The sequence below is a fragment of the Serratia sp. HRI genome, from assembly GCF_010119335.3.
Lineage (GTDB): Bacteria > Pseudomonadota > Gammaproteobacteria > Enterobacterales > Enterobacteriaceae > Serratia > Serratia nevei.
On sequence record NZ_CP083690.1, the window covers coordinates 1,328,692 to 1,347,267 of the forward strand.

Sequence of the window (18,576 nt, forward strand, 5' to 3'; positions counted from 1 at the left end):
AGGGGAAACGTGAGCATAACGCCAACCAACATTCTGATTGTTGAAGATGAAAAAGAGATCCGCCGCTTCGTGCGCACCGCGCTGGAGAGCGAAGGCCTGCGGGTATTTGAAAGTGAAACGCTGCAGCGCGGGTTGATTGAAGCCGGCACGCGCAAACCGGATCTGATCATTCTTGATTTGGGCTTGCCGGACGGCGACGGGCTGAGCTACATCCGCGATCTGCGGCAGTGGAGCGCCATTCCGGTGATCGTGCTGTCGGCGCGCAACGCCGAAGAGGACAAAATCGCCGCGCTGGACGCCGGCGCCGACGACTATCTCAGCAAACCGTTCGGCATCGGCGAGCTGCTGGCGCGGGTGCGGGTCGCACTGCGTCGCCACTCCGGCAGCCAACAGGAAAGCCCGCTGATAAGCTTTTCGGAAATCACCGTCGATCTGGTGAATCGCCGGGTACTGCGCAACGACGAAGATCTGCATCTGACGCCGATCGAGTTTCGCCTGTTGGCGGAGCTGCTGGCCAACGCCGGCAAGGTGATCACCCAACGCCAGCTGTTGAGCCACGTCTGGGGGCCGAACTACGTGGAGCACAGCCACTATCTGCGCATCTACATGGGCCACCTGCGGCAGAAGCTCGAAGCCGATCCGGCCCGGCCCAAACACCTGCTGACCGAAACCGGCGTCGGCTATCGCTTCATGCCTTAACCCCGGCGGGCGCGGTTTGCCGCGCCTTTACGCCGCCGGCCCCTTCTTCAATCCGACCATAAATTCTTTAAACGCATCGCGCAGCGGAGCGAAAACCGGGTGTTTGCGGTTTTCGATCATCACTTCGGAGAACAGCTTCAAGCCTACGGCGAAGGCCGCGCTCTGCTCGGGGCCGAAGTTCAGATCGTCACGCGCCCGGATGCGCTCCACGATATCGAGAATATCGTCGTGGTTGGTCACGTCAAAACTCAGCGGCGCTTTCTCGACGGGATTGCCCTGGCGATCGCTCAGGGCTTCAACGGTAATAGTAAAACGGTGGCCGGGCATCAGTTCTTCTCCTGCTGCGTGGGTTGAATATGCATTTCGCTTTCGATCGCCGCCACGGCGGTCAGCAACGCGGCGTTGATGCGCTCCACCTGCTGCGGCGTAAGATCGGCGCGCATCACGTTGCCGCGCAGCAGGCTGCGCAGGCGGTTCATGGCGTCATAAATGCCTTCCGCCAGATTGCCGTGCCGATGATGCTCGCGGCCGGCGCCCGCCAGGCGCGCCAGAATGACGTCAACCACCTGTTGATGCTTTTGCAGCTCGCCCTCGCCCGCGGCGGTAATGCGGTAGCTTTTGCGGCCGTTGCCGGTGGTGAGCGGCTCAAGGAAATCCTGCTCTTCCAGCAGCGTCAGCGTGGGGTAAATCACCCCCGGGCTCGGCACGTACAGGCCGGATGAAGCCTCCTCAATCGCCTTGATCAGCTCATAGCCGTGGCTGGGCTTGCGCGCCACCAGCGCCAGCAGCACCAGACGCAGATCGCCGTGCTCGAACAGACGGTGGCGCCCGCCCCGGCCACCGCGCCCACCCCGGCCGTGCTCCCCGCCTTCGCCGCCGAAGTGATGGCGCCCACCGCGATGACGGCGACCGTCTTCGCATTCATGATGGTGGTGGTGATGCCGGTGTAAACCTAATCGATGAAACATAGGGTGATACCTCGCTTTAACAGTAAACATCAATACGAGGTTGTTTAGATATATCTAAACAGCATCGATAACGCTAATCTAGATCGATATATCTAAATGCGCAAGCGTGCGCCGATAAAAAGATATATCTAAATTACAGGCATAAAAAAAGCGCTGTAAAAACAGCGCTTTTTATCAATCAAGAAAAGCGATTACTTGGCGGAAGCCAGCACTTCGCTGACGATCTCGACCGCTTCGTGCTCGATCTTCTCGCGGTGTTCCGCCCCGAGGAAGCTCTCGCAGTAGATCTTGTATGCGTCTTCGGTACCGGAAGGACGGGCCGCGAACCAGCCGTTGTCGGTCATCACTTTCAGGCCGCCAATCGACGCGCCGTTGCCCGGTGCCGCAGTCAGACGGGCGGTGATCGGGTCGCCCGCCAGGGTATTGGCCTTGACCATCTCCGGCGACAGCTTGGACAGCGCCGCTTTTTGCGCCGCAGTCGCCGGCGCCTGGATGCGGTTGTAGCTTGGCGCACCGAAGCGCTTGGCCAGATCGTCATAGTGATGCTGCGGGTTTTCACCGGTTACCGCGGTGATTTCAGCCGCCAGCAGGCACATGATGATACCGTCTTTGTCCGTCGACCACGGTTTGCCGTTGAAGCGCAGGAACGAGGCCCCGGCGCTCTCTTCGCCGCCGAAGCCCAGGCTGCCGTCGAACAGGCCGTCCACGAACCACTTGAAGCCGACCGGCACTTCCACCAGCTTGCGGCCCAGGTCGGCCACCACGCGGTCGATCATTGCGCTGGACACCAGCGTTTTACCTACCGCCACATCGGCGCCCCACTGTGGGCGATGCTGGAACAGGTAGTTGATGGCTACCGCCAGATAATGGTTCGGGTTCATCAGGCCCTTCGGCGTGACGATGCCATGGCGGTCGTAATCCGGATCGTTGGCAAACGCCAGATCGAATTTGTCGCGCAGCGCCAGCAGGCCGGCCATCGCCGACTCGGACGAACAGTCCATGCGGATGATGCCGTCGTGGTCCAGGTGCATAAAGCGGAAGGTCTGATCGATGGAATCGTTCACCAGCGTCAGATCCAGCTTGTAGTGCTCCGCCACGCGCTGCCAGTAGGCGATGCCGGAACCGCCAAGCGGATCCACGCCCAATTTCAGGCCGGCACGTTGGATAGCCGGCATGTCGACCACCTCAACCAGGCCTTCGACATAAGGCTGCACCAGGTCTTTGGCGTGCAGGTGGCCGCTGTTCCAGGCCTTGTCCAGCGACTGGCGCTGAACGCCTTTCAACTGTTGCGCCAACAGTTCGTTGGCGCGCTTTTCGATCACCGACGTCAGGTTGGTGTCGGCCGGGCCGCCGTTCGGCGGGTTGTACTTGATGCCGCCGTCTTCCGGTGGGTTATGGGACGGCGTAATGACGATGCCGTCGGCCTGCACGCCGCCGCGGCGGTTGTGGCACAGAATGGCGTGCGATACCGCCGGCGTTGGCGTGAAGCCGTTGTTTTCCTGCACGATCACATCGACGCCGTTGGCGGTCAGCACTTCCAGCACGGAAATGAAGGCCGGCTCGGACAGCGCATGGGTGTCTTTGCCCACGTAGCACGGGCCGGTGGTGCCCTGCTGATGACGAACTTCGGCGATCGCCTGAGCGATGGCGAGGATGTGCGCTTCGTTAAAGCTGTGGCGCTGCGCGCTGCCGCGGTGGCCGGAGGTGCCAAACTTCACCGCATGTGCGGGATTGCCGGCTTCCGGTTGCAGCACATAGTACTGCGACGTCAGCTGGGCTACGTTGATCAGATCGCTTTGGCGGGCGGGCTGCCCGGCACGTGGATTATTCGCCATCGACATATCTCCCTCATCCCTGTCGGTGACCGGGCAAATACGTCGCGCACGGCCATCATGACGGGCTGTTCGCTAAATTAGACGGTACCGCAAACTTTCTCGATCAGTTCCGCCGGGAACTGCATGGCCTGCATGATGTGTTCGATCATGCTGCGTTTGCGGCCGGTATTGGTATTGGTGATCACCCAGTAAGGGGTGCCCGGTACATGCTTTGGCTTGGTATGCGTGCCGTTGGCCAGCAGGGTCTGCTGATCGCCGGCGAAATAGGTGCGGGTACGGCCGGTCAACGCCTCGGTGGCGGCGGCGAAACCGGCGGCATCGAGGGTATACAGCGTGGACAGCACCAGCATGAAACGGTTGACCGCTTTGTTCTGCTCGGCATATTCATCCGACAGCAGCAGCTCGCGCATGGCGCGCACGCGATCGCGCGGACGCTGCGCCGGCGCCGTTTTTTCCAGCTCGCCGGACTGCGGCGCACTGGCGGCAGGCAACGCGCGCACCGGTTGCCCGGCGGTGAATTTCAACATGCGGCGTAAAATATCGGACGCGCTTTCACCGATGTGTTGCGTGTGGCTGGCAATATAACGGTAAAGCTCTTCGTCGACTTCAATAGTTTTCATCTTTATCCAATACTGTTTTTTCTACTTAGAACCTGAAGCCAGATCCTGCATTCAAGCCATGGGATTATAAGGTTAAAAGCGCTGGGGCGAACACAACAATGTGCCTCCGGACGGAAAATGCAGACTAATACCTATAGCCGGCACTGCCAAGCCCGCGCCGCGAAAATTCCGCATGATTCATCGTGCGATTCAATCATGATACCCTAATCTGAATCTCTCTCAGTATGAACTTCGCCATGAAATTACATTATCAACTGCTGGCCGCCGAGTCAGACGCGCTGCCGGTGCTGCTGATCCACGGGCTGTTCGGCAATCTGGACAACCTGGGCGTGCTGGCGCGCGATCTGCATAAACAGCACACGGTGATCAAGGTCGATCTGCGCAACCACGGCCTCTCCCCGCGCGCCGACGACATGAACTACCCCGCCATGGCGCAGGATCTGCTGGCGCTGCTCGACGAACTGCAGTTGGAGAAAGCGATCGTCATCGGTCATTCGATGGGCGGCAAAGCGGCGATGGCGCTGACCGCCATCGCGCCCGAGCGCGTCGCCAGGCTGATCGTCATCGATGTGGCGCCGGTGGATTACCAGACCCGCCGTCACGATGAGATCTTCGCCGCGCTGAAGGCCGTCAGCGCCGCCGGCATCACCCAGCGCCAGGCGGCCGCCCAGCTGATGCGCGACTACCTGCAGGAAGAAGGCGTGATCCAGTTCCTGCTGAAGTCCTTCCACAACGGCGAATGGCGCTTCAACCTGCCGGTGCTGATCGAACGCTACGAAGACATCACCGGCTGGCAGGATGTGCCGGCCTGGCCGCACCCGACCCTGTTCATTCGCGGCGGCCTGTCGCCGTACGTGCAGGACAGCTACCGTGCGGCCATCGCCCGCCAATTCCCTCAGGCCCGCGCACACGTCGTCGCCGGCACCGGCCATTGGGTTCACGCCGAAAAACCGGAAGCGGTGCTGCGCGCCATCCACCGTTTCCTCGACGAAGCCTGAAAAACTCGCTCACCTGGCGAAAAAACGCGCTAAAGATAACGGCTTAGCGCGTTTAGCCCGCAGTTAGGCATTGTCGTCGCTCCATCTGCTGGGGTAATATGGCGCGCTATAATTTTGCCGCCGCGCCAGCGCGTTCGCGAACGCCGGTTCGGGGGTGAATTTGGGTTAGGGTTTATTGGCCCGAAGTGTGTTAACCGATGCCTCCGGAAGCGTGCGAGCGCTTTTTGATGCAAACTCCCTTGCAGTACCGCTACCTATGGCAAAAGAACAAACGGATCGCACGACGCTGGATCTGTTCGCAGATGAACGCCGTCCGGGGCGCCCGAAAACCAACCCGCTTTCCCGCGATGAACAGCTTAGAATCAATAAGCGCAATCAGTTACGGCGCGATAAAGTGCGTGGATTGCGGCGCGTAGAGCTGAAAATCAACGCGGATGCGGTGGACGCCCTGAACAAACTGGCGGAACAGCGCAACATCAGCCGCAGCGAACTCATCGAGCAGATGCTGTTGGCACAACTGGCGGAAGAACAGCCGGAACATTGATCTCTTCGGCCGCACGCGCGGCGCGGCGTTAAGGACAACGCCGGATCGACCACGCTTTTCTTCATTCTCCGGCATCGCATAAATGCGATAAAACCCCGGCGCCACTTTCTGGCATGATACGCATTTACCGGTAAGAGACTGCGCCTGTCGGCGCCCGCCCCGGAGGCGAAAGGCTCTTGCCATGGCATCATTTTAATCGGCGTCAGCGGCGGCAGTGCCGGCGTCGAGTAATGCAATTACTTGAATTTAAAGGTTATACGCGATATGGCTACTGTAGGCATTTTCTTTGGCAGCGACACTGGCAATACCGAAAACATTGCCAAAATGATCCAGAAAATTCTCCAGAAACAGTTTGGCGACGACGTCTCTGAAGTGCATGACATCGCTAAAAGCAGCAAAGAAGACCTGGAAGGGTTCGATATCCTGCTGCTGGGTATCCCGACCTGGTACTACGGTGAAGCGCAGTGTGACTGGGATGATTTCTTCCCGACGCTGGAAGAAGTCGACTTCAACGGCAAACTGGTGGCGCTGTTCGGCTGCGGCGACCAGGAAGACTACGCGGAATACTTCTGTGACGCGATGGGCACCATCCGCGACATTATCGAACCGCGCGGCGCGGCCATCGTCGGCCACTGGCCGACCAAAGGCTACCACTTCGAGGCCTCCAAAGGCCTGGCGGACGACAACCACTTCATCGGTCTGGCGATCGACGAAGACCGTCAGCCTGAGCTGACCAACGAGCGCGTGGACGCCTGGGTCAAACAAATCGTCGAAGAGCTGAGCCTGGCCGATATCGTCGGCTAAGCCCCGGCGCTGGCGAAAGGTTGAACAAAGGCCCTGTAAAGTGCATAGTGTGCCCACAGGGCCGTCATCGGCAGCAGGGATTGCTGCGATAGAAGCTACAGATTTGTAACTTCCCACCCCGTCACGGTAGACTGAGATATCGGTTTATCCCATCCATCAAGGCGTTGCATGCAAAACATGCAATAGTGCAATTATATCTTTGTTAACAACCGGCGGTTTCCATTTAGTACAACCGGTTCTATAATGAGACGCATTAACTCTTTGTGCCGACCGATGCCACAGGCGAGTACGCCTCAACTTGATTAGCATAGTAACAGGACTGAATTCGCATGACCGACAACAACATCGCATTGAAGAAGGCCGGCTTAAAAGTCACGCTTCCGCGACTCAAAATCCTGGAAGTACTGCAAAATCCGGAATGCCATCACGTCAGTGCGGAAGATTTGTACAAAAAACTGATTGATATGGGCGAAGAGATCGGGCTGGCAACGGTTTATCGCGTACTGAACCAGTTTGACGATGCGGGCATTGTGACACGTCACAATTTCGAAGGCGGCAAGTCCGTGTTCGAGCTGACCCAACAGCATCACCACGATCACCTGATTTGCCTGGACTGCGGCAAAGTGATCGAATTCAGCGACGAATCCATCGAAGTGCGCCAGCGTGACATCGCCAAGCAGCACGGCATCAAGCTCACCAACCACAGCCTGTACCTGTACGGCCACTGTGAAACCGGTGACTGTCGCGAAGACGAAACGCTGCACGACAAGAAATAAGCCTGACCGGCTATGAAAAACCGCCTCACGCCGAGGCGGTTTTTTTATGCCCGCCGTGCAACGGGCAAAAAAATCCCCGGACCAGCCGGGGAAAATCATGTCATGAAATATCACAATTGCAGCGGCACAGCGACTCCACGTACTACTCTCACTACAACGTCCGCCCTACGCCGACACGCGCGGGCGAACGCATTCCCCCTTCGTTATACGGCCGCCGCCAGGGCAGCAGGCCGTTGCACCGGGCTTAGACCTTCTCGGCGCGGCTGTAGCGCTTGCCGTCCGGGCTAACCGAACGCACCTGCACCTCACCGGACACAGCAGGCTTGGCCTTGGCGTCATAGCGCTGCCACTGCTTGCCGCCGTCGGTGGAGTACTCGATGCCCAACCCCGGCAGCGCGATATTCGCCTCCAGCTTGCCGCCCGCTACGCGTGCGCCCGGCACCGGCAGACGGTAAGCGACGCCGCCCTTGTCCAGCTTGGCCAGTTCACGCTGCCCCAGGATATTGGCGAAGCGCAGCCAGTCTTTCTCCAGCGTCTTGGTATCGACAAAGTGGGTTTCCCCGCCTTTGTATTCGCGGCCGGCGCGATAGTCCTGCTCCCAACCGGCGCGGTGCCAGGCGCGTTCAGCCACCGACAGCGCGCGTGGGAAGATCATGTATTCCATCTGCGGATCGGTGCGCTGGGTTTCGCTCCACAGCTGAGCGGACAGCCCGTAGGCGCCCGGCCACGGCTTGTCGCTCTTGGCGTTGAAGTGGTTGCCGTCGCGGTCGACCGAAGTTTCCGCGTTCTGCGGCATGTTGTCCGGCGCGAAGCTGAACACCTTGCGCTCGTCGCTGAAGCGGGTGCCCCAGTAGTAACCGCGCTCGTCCGGGTTCACCTCGTAAGGGAAGTCCATGTAGACGTAGTCCGGGTTGGAAACCACCACTTCATACCCTTTATTAGCCCAGTCGTTGACGCTATCGAAACCGCCCCAGTACAGGGTATCCCAGAAGTTGACGCCCACGCGCGAGGTGGCGAACGCCTTCGCGTTCTCGGCGTCTTTCAGGCCGTCTTGCCAGGCCTGCATTCTGTCGATGCCGTGCGCCTTCACCAGCTTGCTGACCTCTTGGCCGAAGTAGCTCGGCAGATGCTCCATGTCGGCCACCTTGCCTTCTTTGATCATCGTCTGGCACACCTGCGACTTGGCCCACGGCTTGTCTTCGTTGCTCTGATCGATGATGCCTTTGCCCGGCTCCGGTTTCGCCTTATCGGTGTAGCCGGCGCCCAGGCGGATGTTTTTCGCTTCGTCGCCGCCAAAGTGCCAGGTCTTAATCGGCTGACCGGCTTCTTTATGCATCTGGGCAATCTCGCCAATCACCTTATCGACAAAGCGTTGGGAAGAATCCAGGCATGGGTTCAGGTAGCTCTGACGGTTAAAGAACTGCACGGAGGTGGTATTGGAGGTATCGGTCGGATCCACCAGGCGGAATTCGTTGGCCTCCTGCTCTTTCCCGGCGGCATGCAGCTTTTTATAGCGCGCTTCCATCGAGACCACCGCGGCGCGGGCGTGTGCCGGCATGTCGATCTCCGGGATCACCTCAATCTGGCGCGCCTGGGCGTATTTGATGATGTCGATATAGTCCTGACGACTGAAGAAGCCGCCGTAGGCGTCCGGCCCCTGGCCATACTGCGGCAGCAGGCAGGTGGTTTCGCTCAGATCATGGCAGCGCTGGCCGCCGACCTCCGTCAGCTCAGGCAAACCGGGGATCTCGATGCGCCAGCCTTCGTCATCGCTCAGGTGGAAGTGGAATTTGTTGAGCTTGTAGGCCGCCATCTGATCCAGCAGGCGCAGCACCGCGTCCTTCTTATGGAAATTGCGCGCCACGTCGAGGAAAATGCCGCGATACTGGAAGCGCGGCGCATCGCTGGCGTCGAGCGTGGCAATCTTGCCGCTGCCGTCGCTCGGCACTAACGATAGGATCGACTGCAGCCCGTAGAACACCCCGGCCTGATCGAAGCCGATCACCCGCGCCTCTTTCTTGCCGATTTTCAGCTCATAGGCGCCCGGCACCGCCATCGCGCCTTTAAACTTGCCCGGCTGGATGTCGGTCTTGATCGGATAGCCGTTGGCCTGAACCGGCACGCCCAGCAGCGCGAAGCGCTGGTTGACGACCTCCGCCGCCGGCTTGACCAGCGTGCTCAGATCCGGCGATACCCCCTTGCGTAAATCGACGTCCTGCGCGTGAACCTTCACCTGCATCGGCGTCGGCACGATCTGGCCGCGCAGCGCGCCGGCAGGCAGCGTCTGCAGATCGGCATTGCTGACAAAGCGCGAAGCCGGCGTCATCAGAATGTTTTTGTCGTCCTTGGTGCGCTTCCACTGGTCGCCGGTGAACGGCGCCACAAACTGGTCCAGGTTTTCGGTGTCGGTATTCGCCAGCATTTTCGGCTTGGCGTCGCCGGACGTGGCATACCAGCGCGGCAGGAAGTCGTTTCTGAACAGCTGCCAATATTCGGCGACCACCGGGATTTCCACCGCCTTACCGGCCGGGAAGCCGCTGAATTTGGCGGTCGGCTCCAGCTTGTACAGATCGCCGGTGAGGTGAGCAATCTTGAACTGGTCGTTGTCTACCCGCAGGGTCTGGCGCGGGCTGTGGAAATAGATGACCCAGTCTTTGCCGTCGATCGCCTGGCCGTCGTTGCTGAGGGTGAACAACACCCGGTTGCAAGAGGCCCAATCGGCGCCCAGCGCCGCGCAATCCACGCCGTTTTCGCCGGCGCGGTTATCCAGCATTTTTACGTTCAGCTTCAGCTGGCTCAGCTGATCCACCAGCTGTTGATCGGCCATGGCGTTTCCCATGCCGCCCAGGAACCCCATCGTTGCCGTCAACGCGGCTAATGCGCTCAGTTTGAATGCGTTCATGTTCTTGTCCTTCTTAATTATTGTTATCGCGAATTTCTTGCCACAGCTTGCCGCACTTGGCGTCGTAAGCCTGACCGTTACCGCTGTGCACCGCCATAATGCAGTTCTGATAATCCATCACCCGCACCGTTTCCTGCGCGGCGAACTGCCGGTGCTGCTTCTCTTGTTTCAGCACGTTCAGCACCGCCTTGCAGGGCTGCAGACGCTCCGGCGAACCTTCGGCGGTGTTGATGCAGGCGCTGTAAGCCTGCTTCAATTTGGCGTCTTCCGGCGGCGCGGCGGGTTGCGCACAGGCGCTCAAGGCCGCGGCGGCCGCCAACATCAGCATGATTTTTTTCATCGTTGAATTCCCTTAACTGCCCCCGGCGGCGAGGCCGGGGAACACATCAGAAGATGGTGAATGGCGCGATGACCATGAACTTGACGTCTTTCTCGTCCTGGAAGATGTTGCCGTAACCGCCGCCCCAGCTCGGGATGTTGGTGTGGTTGTCATACTGGGTGTAGTGCAGCTTGATCAGGGTGCCCTTGGCGCGCCCTTCCTGGATGGTGTACATCGCGTCCAGACTCCAGGCGCTCTCTTTCAGGCGCTGGCTCTGATCGTAGATCGGGTTGGTGCTCGGCTTGGCGTCCCAGGCGTAAACGTAGGAGCCGCCGACCGCCATGCCCGGCAGGTTCCAGTTGCTGAGGTCATACATCACGCCGGCGTACACCGCTTTCTCGCCGTTGGCGTTAAAGTCAGAGCGGTTATCCCACCACACGTCCAGACGACCGTTGGACGAGGCGTAGGTCGGGGTCATGCGCTGCAGGAAGAAGCCCTGGTTGCCTTCCGCCTTGACCATGGTGCCTTCCAGACGCCAGTTGAATTGGCCGGTCGTGTAACCGAAGGTCAGCGCCTGCAGCCAGGCCAGGCCGTCGTAGATGCTGTTCGGATCGTTCTTGTCGCTGATGCGGTCTTCCGCACCGTAGAACTGGTAACTGGTGGTCAGCGGGTTGCCGAGCACATCGAATTTGTAAGACGCCTTGGTGAAGTATTGATTCACATAACCCTGCGCCTGGCCGAAGGCGGCTTCCAGCACCAGATCGTTTTTGAAATCGTACTTGGCGCCCAGCGAGTGCAGGTAGGAGACGCGCGTTTTCTTATCGTTCTGGCGGAAGTCGTCCATCTCGATATGCCACGGCGCCTTGTATTTGTCGGTCCACATGTAGGAGAAGCTCAACGCGCCGGCGTCGCCGTAGTCGAACTTGGCGCCGGCTTCGGCCCCCTGATAGGTGCCCGGCATAAAGCTCCAGTGCGGCGCCAGCAGGGTTTGGCCGCTCGGCTGAATATAGCCGGCGCGCGCCCAGACCGGGCCGTATTTGAATTTGGCGGCGGCTTTGTACAGGCTCACGCCGCCTTTGTCACCGGAATAGTCTTCGTCGTAGGTACGGTTTTTCGAGGAGAACGCGATCTCGTTCGGGTGGCCGCTGGCGCTGGATTCTGCCAGCTCGATGGCGGTAAAGGCACCGACGTCCAGACCAAACATGTCCCAGGCGTAGCCCGAAGCGAAATCCAGGCTCAGGTTGGCGGTGGAGTGCGACAGGTTGGTGGTGTATTGGTTGTAATCCTTGCTGTCCGGATTGAGATCTTTACGGTCGCGCTCACGTTGCCAGTAATAAATGCCGCCGGTCAGCGTGGAATCATCGATAAACCCTGCGGCTTTCGCCTCAGGCGCCATGGCAAACCCTGTTCCCAACAGCGCGCCCGCGACTGCGAGCGCCAGCGTTTTACGCTGAGCACCGTGCGTACCCATATTGAAATTCCTCTTTGACTTAACTTAAAAGTTGCAGCCGCCTGTGTTCACCACTGCCCTGCACGACTGCCAATAAAAAACCCGAACGGGTAAAAAATATTGCCGACGAGATGTTATTCCCACAGCACTAATTGCTACAGACAGACTATTTTTCGCGACGCGAATTATCAAACAAAAAATGCGGGAGATTTGTCAAAGTATGACAAGGAGCACATATCAGTGAGAATTTGTTACGCTGGCAATCATAGAGGCTGTCGAATAAAAAATTCAATTAAATCAGAATAAATTGAGATACCAGGTCAACCAGAGACGATTAATGGTTTCAGCCTGACCAAATTCGTCAGTCAGACGATAAAAATTGAGAGCGCTCTCCAAATGAAATTAATTCGTATCACGAATATATAAGAAAAAATGAAGACTAATAGAGCCAATATAAGAGAACTAATGGGTTAATGCGTCGCCATTAATTAAACGCATCCCGGATAAAATGAGAGAGAAATAGAGCGTGAGCTGAGCGCAGGCATAAAAAAGCGCGGCTTAAAGCCGCGCTGATTCATTAATTTTCGAGGCGAATAAGATTAGCCTTCGATTTTCGCCCAGGTGTCACGCAGGCCGACGGTGCGGTTAAACACCAGATGCTCGGCCGACGAGTGACGGTTGTCGGCGCAGAAGTAACCTTCACGCTCGAACTGATAGGCTTTCTCCGGCTGTGCAGCCGCCAGGCTCGGCTCGACGAAGCCGTGCTTGATGACCAGCGATTCCGGGTTGATGGTGGAGAGGAAATCCTCCGCCGCGCCCGGATTAGGCACGCTGAACAGGCGATCGTACAGGCGAATTTCCGCCGGCAGCGCGTGCGCCGCTGACACCCAGTGGATCACGCCCTTCACCTTGCGGCCGTCGGCAGGATCTTTGCTCAGCGTTTCCGCATCGTAGCTGCAGAAGATGGTGGCGATCTCGCCCGCTTCGTCCTTCTCGACGCGCTCGGCCTTGATCACGTACGCATTGCGCAGACGCACTTCCTTGCCCAGCACCAGACGCTTGTACTGCTTGTTGGCTTCTTCGCGGAAGTCGGCGCGATCGATATAGATCTCGCGGCTGAACGGCACATCGCGGCTGCCCATTTCCGGTTTGTTCGGGTGGTTAGGCATGGTGACCATTTCCACCGCATCGCCCATGTTCTCGATGACGATTTTCACCGGATCCAGCACCGCCATAGCGCGCGGCGCGTTCTCGTTCAGATCGTCGCGGATGCAGGATTCCAGCGCCACCATCTCGACGTTGTTGTCTTGCTTGGTCACGCCGATGCGCAGGCAGAACTCGCGAATCGAGGCGGCGGTATAACCGCGACGGCGCAGACCGGAGACGGTCGGCATACGGGGATCGTCCCAGCCCTCGACGATCTTCTCGGCCACCAGCTGGTGCAGCTTGCGCTTCGACATGATGGCGTATTCGAGGTTGAGACGCGAAAACTCGTACTGACGCGGGTGGCAAGGAATGGTGATGTTATCCAGCACCCAGTCATACAGACGGCGGTTATCCTGGAATTCCAGGGTGCACAGCGAATGGGTGATCCCTTCCAGCGCATCGGAAATGCAGTGGGTGAAATCGTACATCGGATAGATGCACCATTTGTTACCGGTCTGGTGGTGTTCGGCGAACTTGATGCGGTACAGCACCGGATCGCGCATCACGATAAACGGCGAAGCCATATCGATCTTGGCGCGCAGGCAGGCGGCGCCTTCGGCGAACTCGCCGTTGCGCATCTTCTCGAACAGCGCCAGGTTCTCTTCCACGCTGCGGCCGCGGTACGGGCTGTCTTTACCAGGCGCGGTCAGGGTGCCGCGATATTCACGGATCTGCTCCGGCGACAGCTCATCGACGTAGGCCAGGCCCTTGGTGATCAGCTCAACCGCATACTGGTGCAGCTGATCGAAATAGTCTGAGGAGTAACGAACGTTGCCGCTCCACTCAAAGCCCAGCCACTCCACGTCGTGCTTGATTGACTCCACGAACTCGATGTCTTCTTTCACCGGGTTGGTGTCATCGAAACGCAGGTTGCACTGGCCCTGATAGTCCTTGGCGATGCCGAAGTTCAGGCAGATGGACTTGGCGTGGCCGATATGCAGATAGCCGTTAGGCTCCGGTGGGAAGCGGGTATGTACCGACGTGTGTTTCCCCGACGCCAGATCTTCATCGACGATCTGACGGATAAAATTGGTTGGGCGGGCTTCAGCCTCACTCATTTCACTGTTCCTCAATGCAAAGCGCTACACATAACCGCCTATGATCCAACAAGCCACGTCTGGAAACAACCGTTTGTTTCACGAAAATGTGGCGCGTTGCACCGTCGGCGCGCAGCGCACCGCCGTGGGGCGAAACGGAATTCGCCTCCAGCAACTCCGTGAGCTTTACCTCATGCCCTTCGGGCAGGTTTTCTGGGTTGCGCAGCAGCAGCCAGCGGCTGCGTTTGATGACCTGACGCGATTTTGGGTTATCACGGAGTTGATTGGCCTGGTCGACGCGGACCCGGTCGATAACCTCCCGGCCATACTTTGCCACCACATGGAACAAGTCATAGACCACTTCCGCCTGCGGGCAGTGATGCCTGACCTCCAGGTCTAACGCCGTATTCATATCCATGGCGACAGACTGGATAGCGGCACAGCCTTCAGCGCCCAGCCAGACGAAGAAGGGGCGGAAGGCCGCTCTGCTGCGGCCTTCGCCCACCCACAACACCTGTTGCGTATCCGCATCCATCACCACGGTGGCATAACGATGTCCTTTGAACAGGGCGAACTCATCCATCACCAGACGGCGGAGGGTATGGCGCTGCGGCTCTGTCCGTTCCCGCAGCAGACGCCGGTAGTCGATATTCTTGACCGTATGCCAGTTCAGTCCGGTGAGTTGTGCAACGTGCTTAATCGGCAGTAAACGGACCAGTGACTCAACCCATACGGATAGCGTCGTGGTATATCTCTGGCGTTCAGGCAACCAGCTGATTTTTTCGGTGGTGACCCCGCAATGGGGGCAACACAGGCGCCGGACGGGGACGTTGAGCCAGACGACCCAATCGAGCAGCTGGCGTTCACGCACTCGGCGGAAGGAAACATCATGCACAACAGGCACCCGCCGCTCACAACGACGACAACAGGGCATGACGGCAGCGTCAGGCTGGAGCTGGATAAGCAGGGTGTTGGCAGAAGGATGCGAGAAGGAATTGACGATAAAGCCTTCCCAGAACAGGGAGCAAAGGTTAGCATTCATAGTGACGGCAGTTTTGAAGGTTTAGGGTGTGTTTTGGCGAATACAAACCTAAACGTTCTGACTGCCGTTTTCTATTGGTTCACGCTAAAGCGCGATGAACCTAAAAAAAGCGGGAAGAGATCGCTCTCTTCCCGCCAAGTCGGGGCAAACTCCGCCATGATGCGTGGCCGGCCCCCGGTACTACTCAGGTAAAAACGGCCTTACTTTTGGATCTCGTACAGCTTGGTCTGACCGGCGACGACAGAGCCGCTGGCCAGCGCCGCCAGGCCGGCGTAGTCGTCAGAGTTGCTGACCACCACCGGGCTTATCATCGAACGCGCGTTAGCGTTCAGATAATCCAGATCCAGTTCCAGAATCGGTTGACCGGCTTTCACTTCCGCGCCCTCTTCCACCAGGCGTTTGAAGCCCTGGCCTTCCAGCGCGACGGTGTCGATCCCCATGTGCACCACGATCTCGGCGCCCTTGTCGGTTTCCAGGCAGAACGCGTGGTTGGTATTGAAGATTTTCACCACGGTGCCGTCCGCCGGCGCCACGACGATGTTGTCGGTCGGGCGAATCGCCAGGCCGTCACCTACCGCCTTGCTGGCAAAAGCTTCGTCCGGCACCTGATCGAGCGCCACGACTTCACCGGTCACCGGCGCCACCAGCGTTTCAAACGCGGTTTTCGGTGCGTTCGGTACCGCCTGCGGTTTGGCTTCCGCCGCAGGAGCCGCCGCCGGGGCCGCCGCTGCCGCTACCGGGCCGGCGGCAATCACATTGCGCATTGCGCTGGCGATAAGTTCAGCACGGGTGCCGACGATCACTTGCACGCTCTGCTTGTTCAGGCGGATAACGCCGGATGCGCCGAGGCGTTTCGCCAATGCGTCGTTCACCAGCGCGGAATCTTTCACGTTCAAACGCAGGCGGGTAATGCAGGCGTCGATGCCGGTCAGGTTGTCGGAACCGCCAATCGCGCCGACGTAGCGACGGGCCAGCGTGGTAGTTTCGTTCTCGTCTTTACCGGCGTTGCTGTTGACGTTGACGTCATAACCGTCGGTTTCGTCACCGGCAACCGCCAGCTCGCGGCCCGGGGTCATCAGGTTGAACTTATTGATGGTGAAGCGGAACACCACATAGTAGATAACGAAGAACACCAGACCTTGCGGGATCAGCATGTACCAGTGGGTCGCCAACGGGTTGCGCGACGACAGCACCATATCCACCAAACCGGCGCTGAAGCCGAAACCGGCAATCCAGTGCATGCTGGCGGCGATGAAGACGGAAATCCCGGTCAAGATCGCGTGAAGCACATACAGCACCGGCGCCACAAACATGAAGGAGAATTCCAGCGGTTCGGTGATGCCGGTAAAGAAGGCAGCGAATGCCCCCGCCATCATGATCCCCAGCACTTTCGCCTTATTCTCAGGGCGCGCGCAGTGATAGATAGCCAGCGCTGCGCCCGGCAGACCAAACATCATGATCGGGAAGAAGCCCGCCTGATAACGGCCGGTGATGCCGACGACCGCTTTACCGGCTTCGATCGACTGCTGGCCGCCGAGGAAGTTAGGGATATCGTTGATGCCGGCCACGTCGAACCAGAACACCGAGTTCAGTGCGTGGTGCAGGCCGACCGGGATCAGCAGACGGTTGAAGAAGGCATAGATGCCCGCGCCGACGGAGCCCAATTTCTGGATGTGTTCGCCGAAGCTCACCAGAGCGCCGAACACCACTGGCCAGACGAACATCAGGATGTAAGCAACCAGGATCATCAGGAAGGAAATGAGGATCGGCACCAGGCGGCGGCCGCTGAAGAACGACAGCGCCTTAGGCAGCTCGACGCCGCTGAAGCGGTTATACACTTCGGCGGAGATGATCCCCACCAGAATACCGACGAACTGGTTTTCAATTTTGCCGAACGCGGCAGGCACCTGATCGAGGGGGATCTTCTGAATCATCGACACGGCGGCCGGTGAACAGAGGGTGGTCAGCACCAGGAAACCGACGAAGCCGGTCAGTGCGGCAGAGCCGTCCTTGTCTTTGGACATGCCGTAGGCCACACCGATGGCGAACAGCACGGCCATATGATCGATAATGGCTGAACCGGATTTGATAAATAATGCGGCAAGCGCGTTGTCGCCGCCCCAACCAACAGGGTCAATCCAGTACCCGACGCCCATCAAGATGGCGGCGGCAGGCAGCGTGGCCACCGGCACCATCAGCGCCCGTCCCACCTTTTGCAAATAACTAAGAATGTTCACCTTTTCCCCCTATGTTGTCCGCGGACGGACCCTATTAGTAGTTTATTTGGATCTCTCACTACCTTTTTAGAAACAATGCTTGGCACGTATCACTCATGCCGAGTGTAAAAAATTTATTTTGTATCGCAAATTAAAACCTCCCTTTTTGTGATAAATATCACCAAAAAGTAGTCTTTGCCTCCCAGATTGCTGGCCATCACACAAAACTTATTTTATCATTCAAAAAATCAACCGGACGGACGATTCACGCGAGAATCATAAAGCTGGGTTACGCTTACGACTCCCGCAGGCCCGTACAGTATAGCTTTAGTTTACTTATCCCAAGAGGTGTTAGATGAGACTTATCCCACTGAAAGATACCGCACAAGTCGGCAAATGGGCCGCGCGTCATATCGTTCAACGCATCAACGCATTCAAGCCAACCGCAGAGCGCCCGTTTGTCCTCGGCCTGCCCACCGGCGGTACGCCGCTGGAAGCCTACAAACATCTGATTGCGATGCACAAAGCAGGTGAAGTAAGCTTTAAGCATGTTGTGACTTTCAACATGGACGAGTACGTTGGCCTGCCGCAGGAACACCCGGAAAGCTACCACACCTTCATGTACCGCAACTTCTTTGACCACGTTGATATCCCTCGTGAAAATATCAACCTGCTGAACGGCAACGCCGCGGATGTCAACGCCGAGTGCCGCCAGTACGAAGAGAAGATCAAGTCTTACGGCAAAATTAACCTGTTCATGGGGGGCGTGGGCATCGACGGCCATATCGCGTTCAACGAGCCGGCTTCGTCTCTGGGTTCGCGCACCCGCATCAAAACGCTGACCGAAGACACCCGCATCGCCAACTCGCGCTTCTTCGGCGGCGATGTCAGCCTGGTGCCGAAATATGCGCTGACCGTCGGCGTGGGCACGCTGCTGGACGCGGAAGAAGTGATGATCCTGGTAACCGGCCACGCCAAGGCGCAGGCGCTGGAAGCCGCGGTGGAAGGCAACATCAACCACATGTGGACCATCAGCTGCCTGCAGCTGCACGCCAAAGCGGTCGTGGTGTGCGACGAGCCGGCTACTATGGAGCTGAAAGTCAAAACCGTCAAATATTTCCGTGAGTTAGAAGCGGAAAGCGTAAAAAGTCTTTAATCTT

16 protein-coding genes are annotated in these 18,576 nt (G+C 58.4%); 6 read left to right on the forward strand and 10 right to left on the reverse strand.

All coding sequences use genetic code 11. The annotated features are described in order from the left end of the window. Positions 1–9 precede the first annotated feature (9 nt). Positions 10–699: a two-component system response regulator KdpE gene (gene kdpE / locus GF111_RS06485; RefSeq protein ID WP_047728498.1), complete on the forward strand. Its 690-nt coding sequence runs from the start codon at positions 10–12 to the stop codon at positions 697–699. 27 nt (positions 700–726) lie between these two features. Here kdpE and GF111_RS06490 read toward each other — a convergent pair whose 3' ends face one another. From GF111_RS06490 to seqA, 4 genes are all read right to left on the reverse strand, one after another. Beyond that, positions 727–1,026, reverse strand: coding sequence for a DUF3861 domain-containing protein (locus GF111_RS06490; RefSeq protein ID WP_047728501.1), 300 nt, complete (start codon positions 1,024–1,026; stop codon positions 727–729). Then, complete coding sequence (locus tag GF111_RS06495) at positions 1,026–1,667, reverse strand: PadR family transcriptional regulator (protein ID WP_047728503.1); 642 nt, start codon at positions 1,665–1,667, stop codon at positions 1,026–1,028. The genes GF111_RS06490 and GF111_RS06495 overlap by 1 nt, the downstream gene beginning before the upstream one ends. A 191-nt stretch (positions 1,668–1,858) precedes the next feature. Further along, entirely contained in the window at positions 1,859–3,502 is a 1,644-nt protein-coding gene (pgm, locus tag GF111_RS06500) for a phosphoglucomutase (alpha-D-glucose-1,6-bisphosphate-dependent) (protein ID WP_060442703.1), read from the reverse strand. 77 nt (positions 3,503–3,579) lie between these two features. Next, positions 3,580–4,122 carry a replication initiation negative regulator SeqA gene (gene seqA, locus GF111_RS06505; RefSeq protein ID WP_047728505.1) on the reverse strand — a complete coding sequence of 181 codons (543 nt, stop codon included), beginning with the start codon at positions 4,120–4,122 and terminating at the stop codon, positions 3,580–3,582. A 224-nt stretch (positions 4,123–4,346) separates the two neighbouring features. Here seqA and ybfF point away from each other — a divergent pair, with 224 nt between their 5' ends. The 4 genes from ybfF (at position 4,347) to fur (ending at position 7,244) form a co-directional block, all read left to right on the forward strand. Next, positions 4,347–5,120 (forward strand): esterase, encoded by a 774-nt coding sequence (ybfF, locus tag GF111_RS06510; protein WP_080346880.1) that lies wholly within the window; start codon positions 4,347–4,349, stop codon positions 5,118–5,120. A 256-nt stretch (positions 5,121–5,376) separates the two neighbouring features. Beyond that, entirely contained in the window at positions 5,377–5,664 is a 288-nt protein-coding gene (gene ybfE, locus GF111_RS06515) for a LexA regulated protein (RefSeq protein WP_004939936.1), read from the forward strand. A 264-nt stretch (positions 5,665–5,928) separates the two neighbouring features. Next, positions 5,929–6,468 carry a flavodoxin FldA gene (fldA, locus tag GF111_RS06520; RefSeq protein WP_004939938.1) on the forward strand — a complete coding sequence of 180 codons (540 nt, stop codon included), beginning with the start codon at positions 5,929–5,931 and terminating at the stop codon, positions 6,466–6,468. Positions 6,469–6,797: 329 nt separating this feature from the next. Continuing rightward, the gene (gene fur, locus GF111_RS06525) at positions 6,798–7,244 is read left to right on the forward strand and encodes a ferric iron uptake transcriptional regulator (protein WP_019454058.1); all 447 of its coding nucleotides are present in this window, start codon (positions 6,798–6,800) and stop codon (positions 7,242–7,244) included. Between the two features lie 244 nt (positions 7,245–7,488). Here fur and GF111_RS06530 read toward each other — a convergent pair whose 3' ends face one another. The 6 genes from GF111_RS06530 to nagE form a co-directional block, all read right to left on the reverse strand. Then, positions 7,489–10,146 carry a beta-N-acetylhexosaminidase gene (locus GF111_RS06530; RefSeq protein ID WP_055311934.1) on the reverse strand — a complete coding sequence of 886 codons (2,658 nt, stop codon included), beginning with the start codon at positions 10,144–10,146 and terminating at the stop codon, positions 7,489–7,491. Between the two features lie 13 nt (positions 10,147–10,159). Further along, positions 10,160–10,486, reverse strand: a complete 327-nt coding sequence (gene chiQ / locus GF111_RS06535) for a ChiQ/YbfN family lipoprotein (protein WP_038877493.1) — start codon at positions 10,484–10,486, stop codon at positions 10,160–10,162. A 46-nt stretch (positions 10,487–10,532) separates the two neighbouring features. Next, positions 10,533–11,936, reverse strand: a complete 1,404-nt coding sequence (locus tag GF111_RS06540; protein WP_038877490.1) for an OprD family outer membrane porin — start codon at positions 11,934–11,936, stop codon at positions 10,533–10,535. A gap of 578 nt (positions 11,937–12,514) precedes the next feature. Beyond that, entirely contained in the window at positions 12,515–14,179 is a 1,665-nt protein-coding gene (gene glnS / locus GF111_RS06545; RefSeq protein ID WP_038877487.1) for a glutamine--tRNA ligase, read from the reverse strand. Between the two features lies 1 nt (position 14,180). Next, on the reverse strand, positions 14,181–15,200 hold the full coding sequence (locus tag GF111_RS06550) for an ISL3 family transposase (protein WP_224217823.1): 1,020 nt from the start codon (positions 15,198–15,200) through the stop codon (positions 14,181–14,183). A gap of 200 nt (positions 15,201–15,400) precedes the next feature. Beyond that, the gene (nagE, locus tag GF111_RS06555; RefSeq protein WP_047728512.1) at positions 15,401–17,437 is read right to left on the reverse strand and encodes an N-acetylglucosamine-specific PTS transporter subunit IIBC; all 2,037 of its coding nucleotides are present in this window, start codon (positions 17,435–17,437) and stop codon (positions 15,401–15,403) included. A 334-nt stretch (positions 17,438–17,771) separates the two neighbouring features. On the opposite strand from nagE, the gene nagB reads away from it, so the two are divergent. After that, positions 17,772–18,572, forward strand: a complete 801-nt coding sequence (gene nagB / locus GF111_RS06560; RefSeq protein WP_038877482.1) for a glucosamine-6-phosphate deaminase — start codon at positions 17,772–17,774, stop codon at positions 18,570–18,572. Positions 18,573–18,576 lie beyond the last annotated feature (4 nt).

Coding starts and splice junctions, on each gene's coding strand:
- GF111_RS06490 (WP_047728501.1), bottom strand. CDS start 1,026: ATGCCCGGCCACCGTTTTACTATTACCGTTGAAGCCCTGAGCGATCGC.
- GF111_RS06495 (WP_047728503.1), bottom strand. CDS start 1,667: ATGTTTCATCGATTAGGTTTACACCGGCATCACCACCACCATCATGAA.
- pgm (WP_060442703.1), bottom strand. CDS start 3,502: ATGGCGAATAATCCACGTGCCGGGCAGCCCGCCCGCCAAAGCGATCTG.
- seqA (WP_047728505.1), bottom strand. CDS start 4,122: ATGAAAACTATTGAAGTCGACGAAGAGCTTTACCGTTATATTGCCAGC.
- ybfF (WP_080346880.1), top strand. CDS start 4,347: ATGAACTTCGCCATGAAATTACATTATCAACTGCTGGCCGCCGAGTCA.
- ybfE (WP_004939936.1), top strand. CDS start 5,377: ATGGCAAAAGAACAAACGGATCGCACGACGCTGGATCTGTTCGCAGAT.
- fldA (WP_004939938.1), top strand. CDS start 5,929: ATGGCTACTGTAGGCATTTTCTTTGGCAGCGACACTGGCAATACCGAA.
- fur (WP_019454058.1), top strand. CDS start 6,798: ATGACCGACAACAACATCGCATTGAAGAAGGCCGGCTTAAAAGTCACG.
- GF111_RS06530 (WP_055311934.1), bottom strand. CDS start 10,146: ATGAACGCATTCAAACTGAGCGCATTAGCCGCGTTGACGGCAACGATG.
- chiQ (WP_038877493.1), bottom strand. CDS start 10,486: ATGAAAAAAATCATGCTGATGTTGGCGGCCGCCGCGGCCTTGAGCGCC.
- GF111_RS06540 (WP_038877490.1), bottom strand. CDS start 11,936: ATGGGTACGCACGGTGCTCAGCGTAAAACGCTGGCGCTCGCAGTCGCG.
- glnS (WP_038877487.1), bottom strand. CDS start 14,179: ATGAGTGAGGCTGAAGCCCGCCCAACCAATTTTATCCGTCAGATCGTC.
- GF111_RS06550 (WP_224217823.1), bottom strand. CDS start 15,200: ATGAATGCTAACCTTTGCTCCCTGTTCTGGGAAGGCTTTATCGTCAAT.
- nagB (WP_038877482.1), top strand. CDS start 17,772: ATGAGACTTATCCCACTGAAAGATACCGCACAAGTCGGCAAATGGGCC.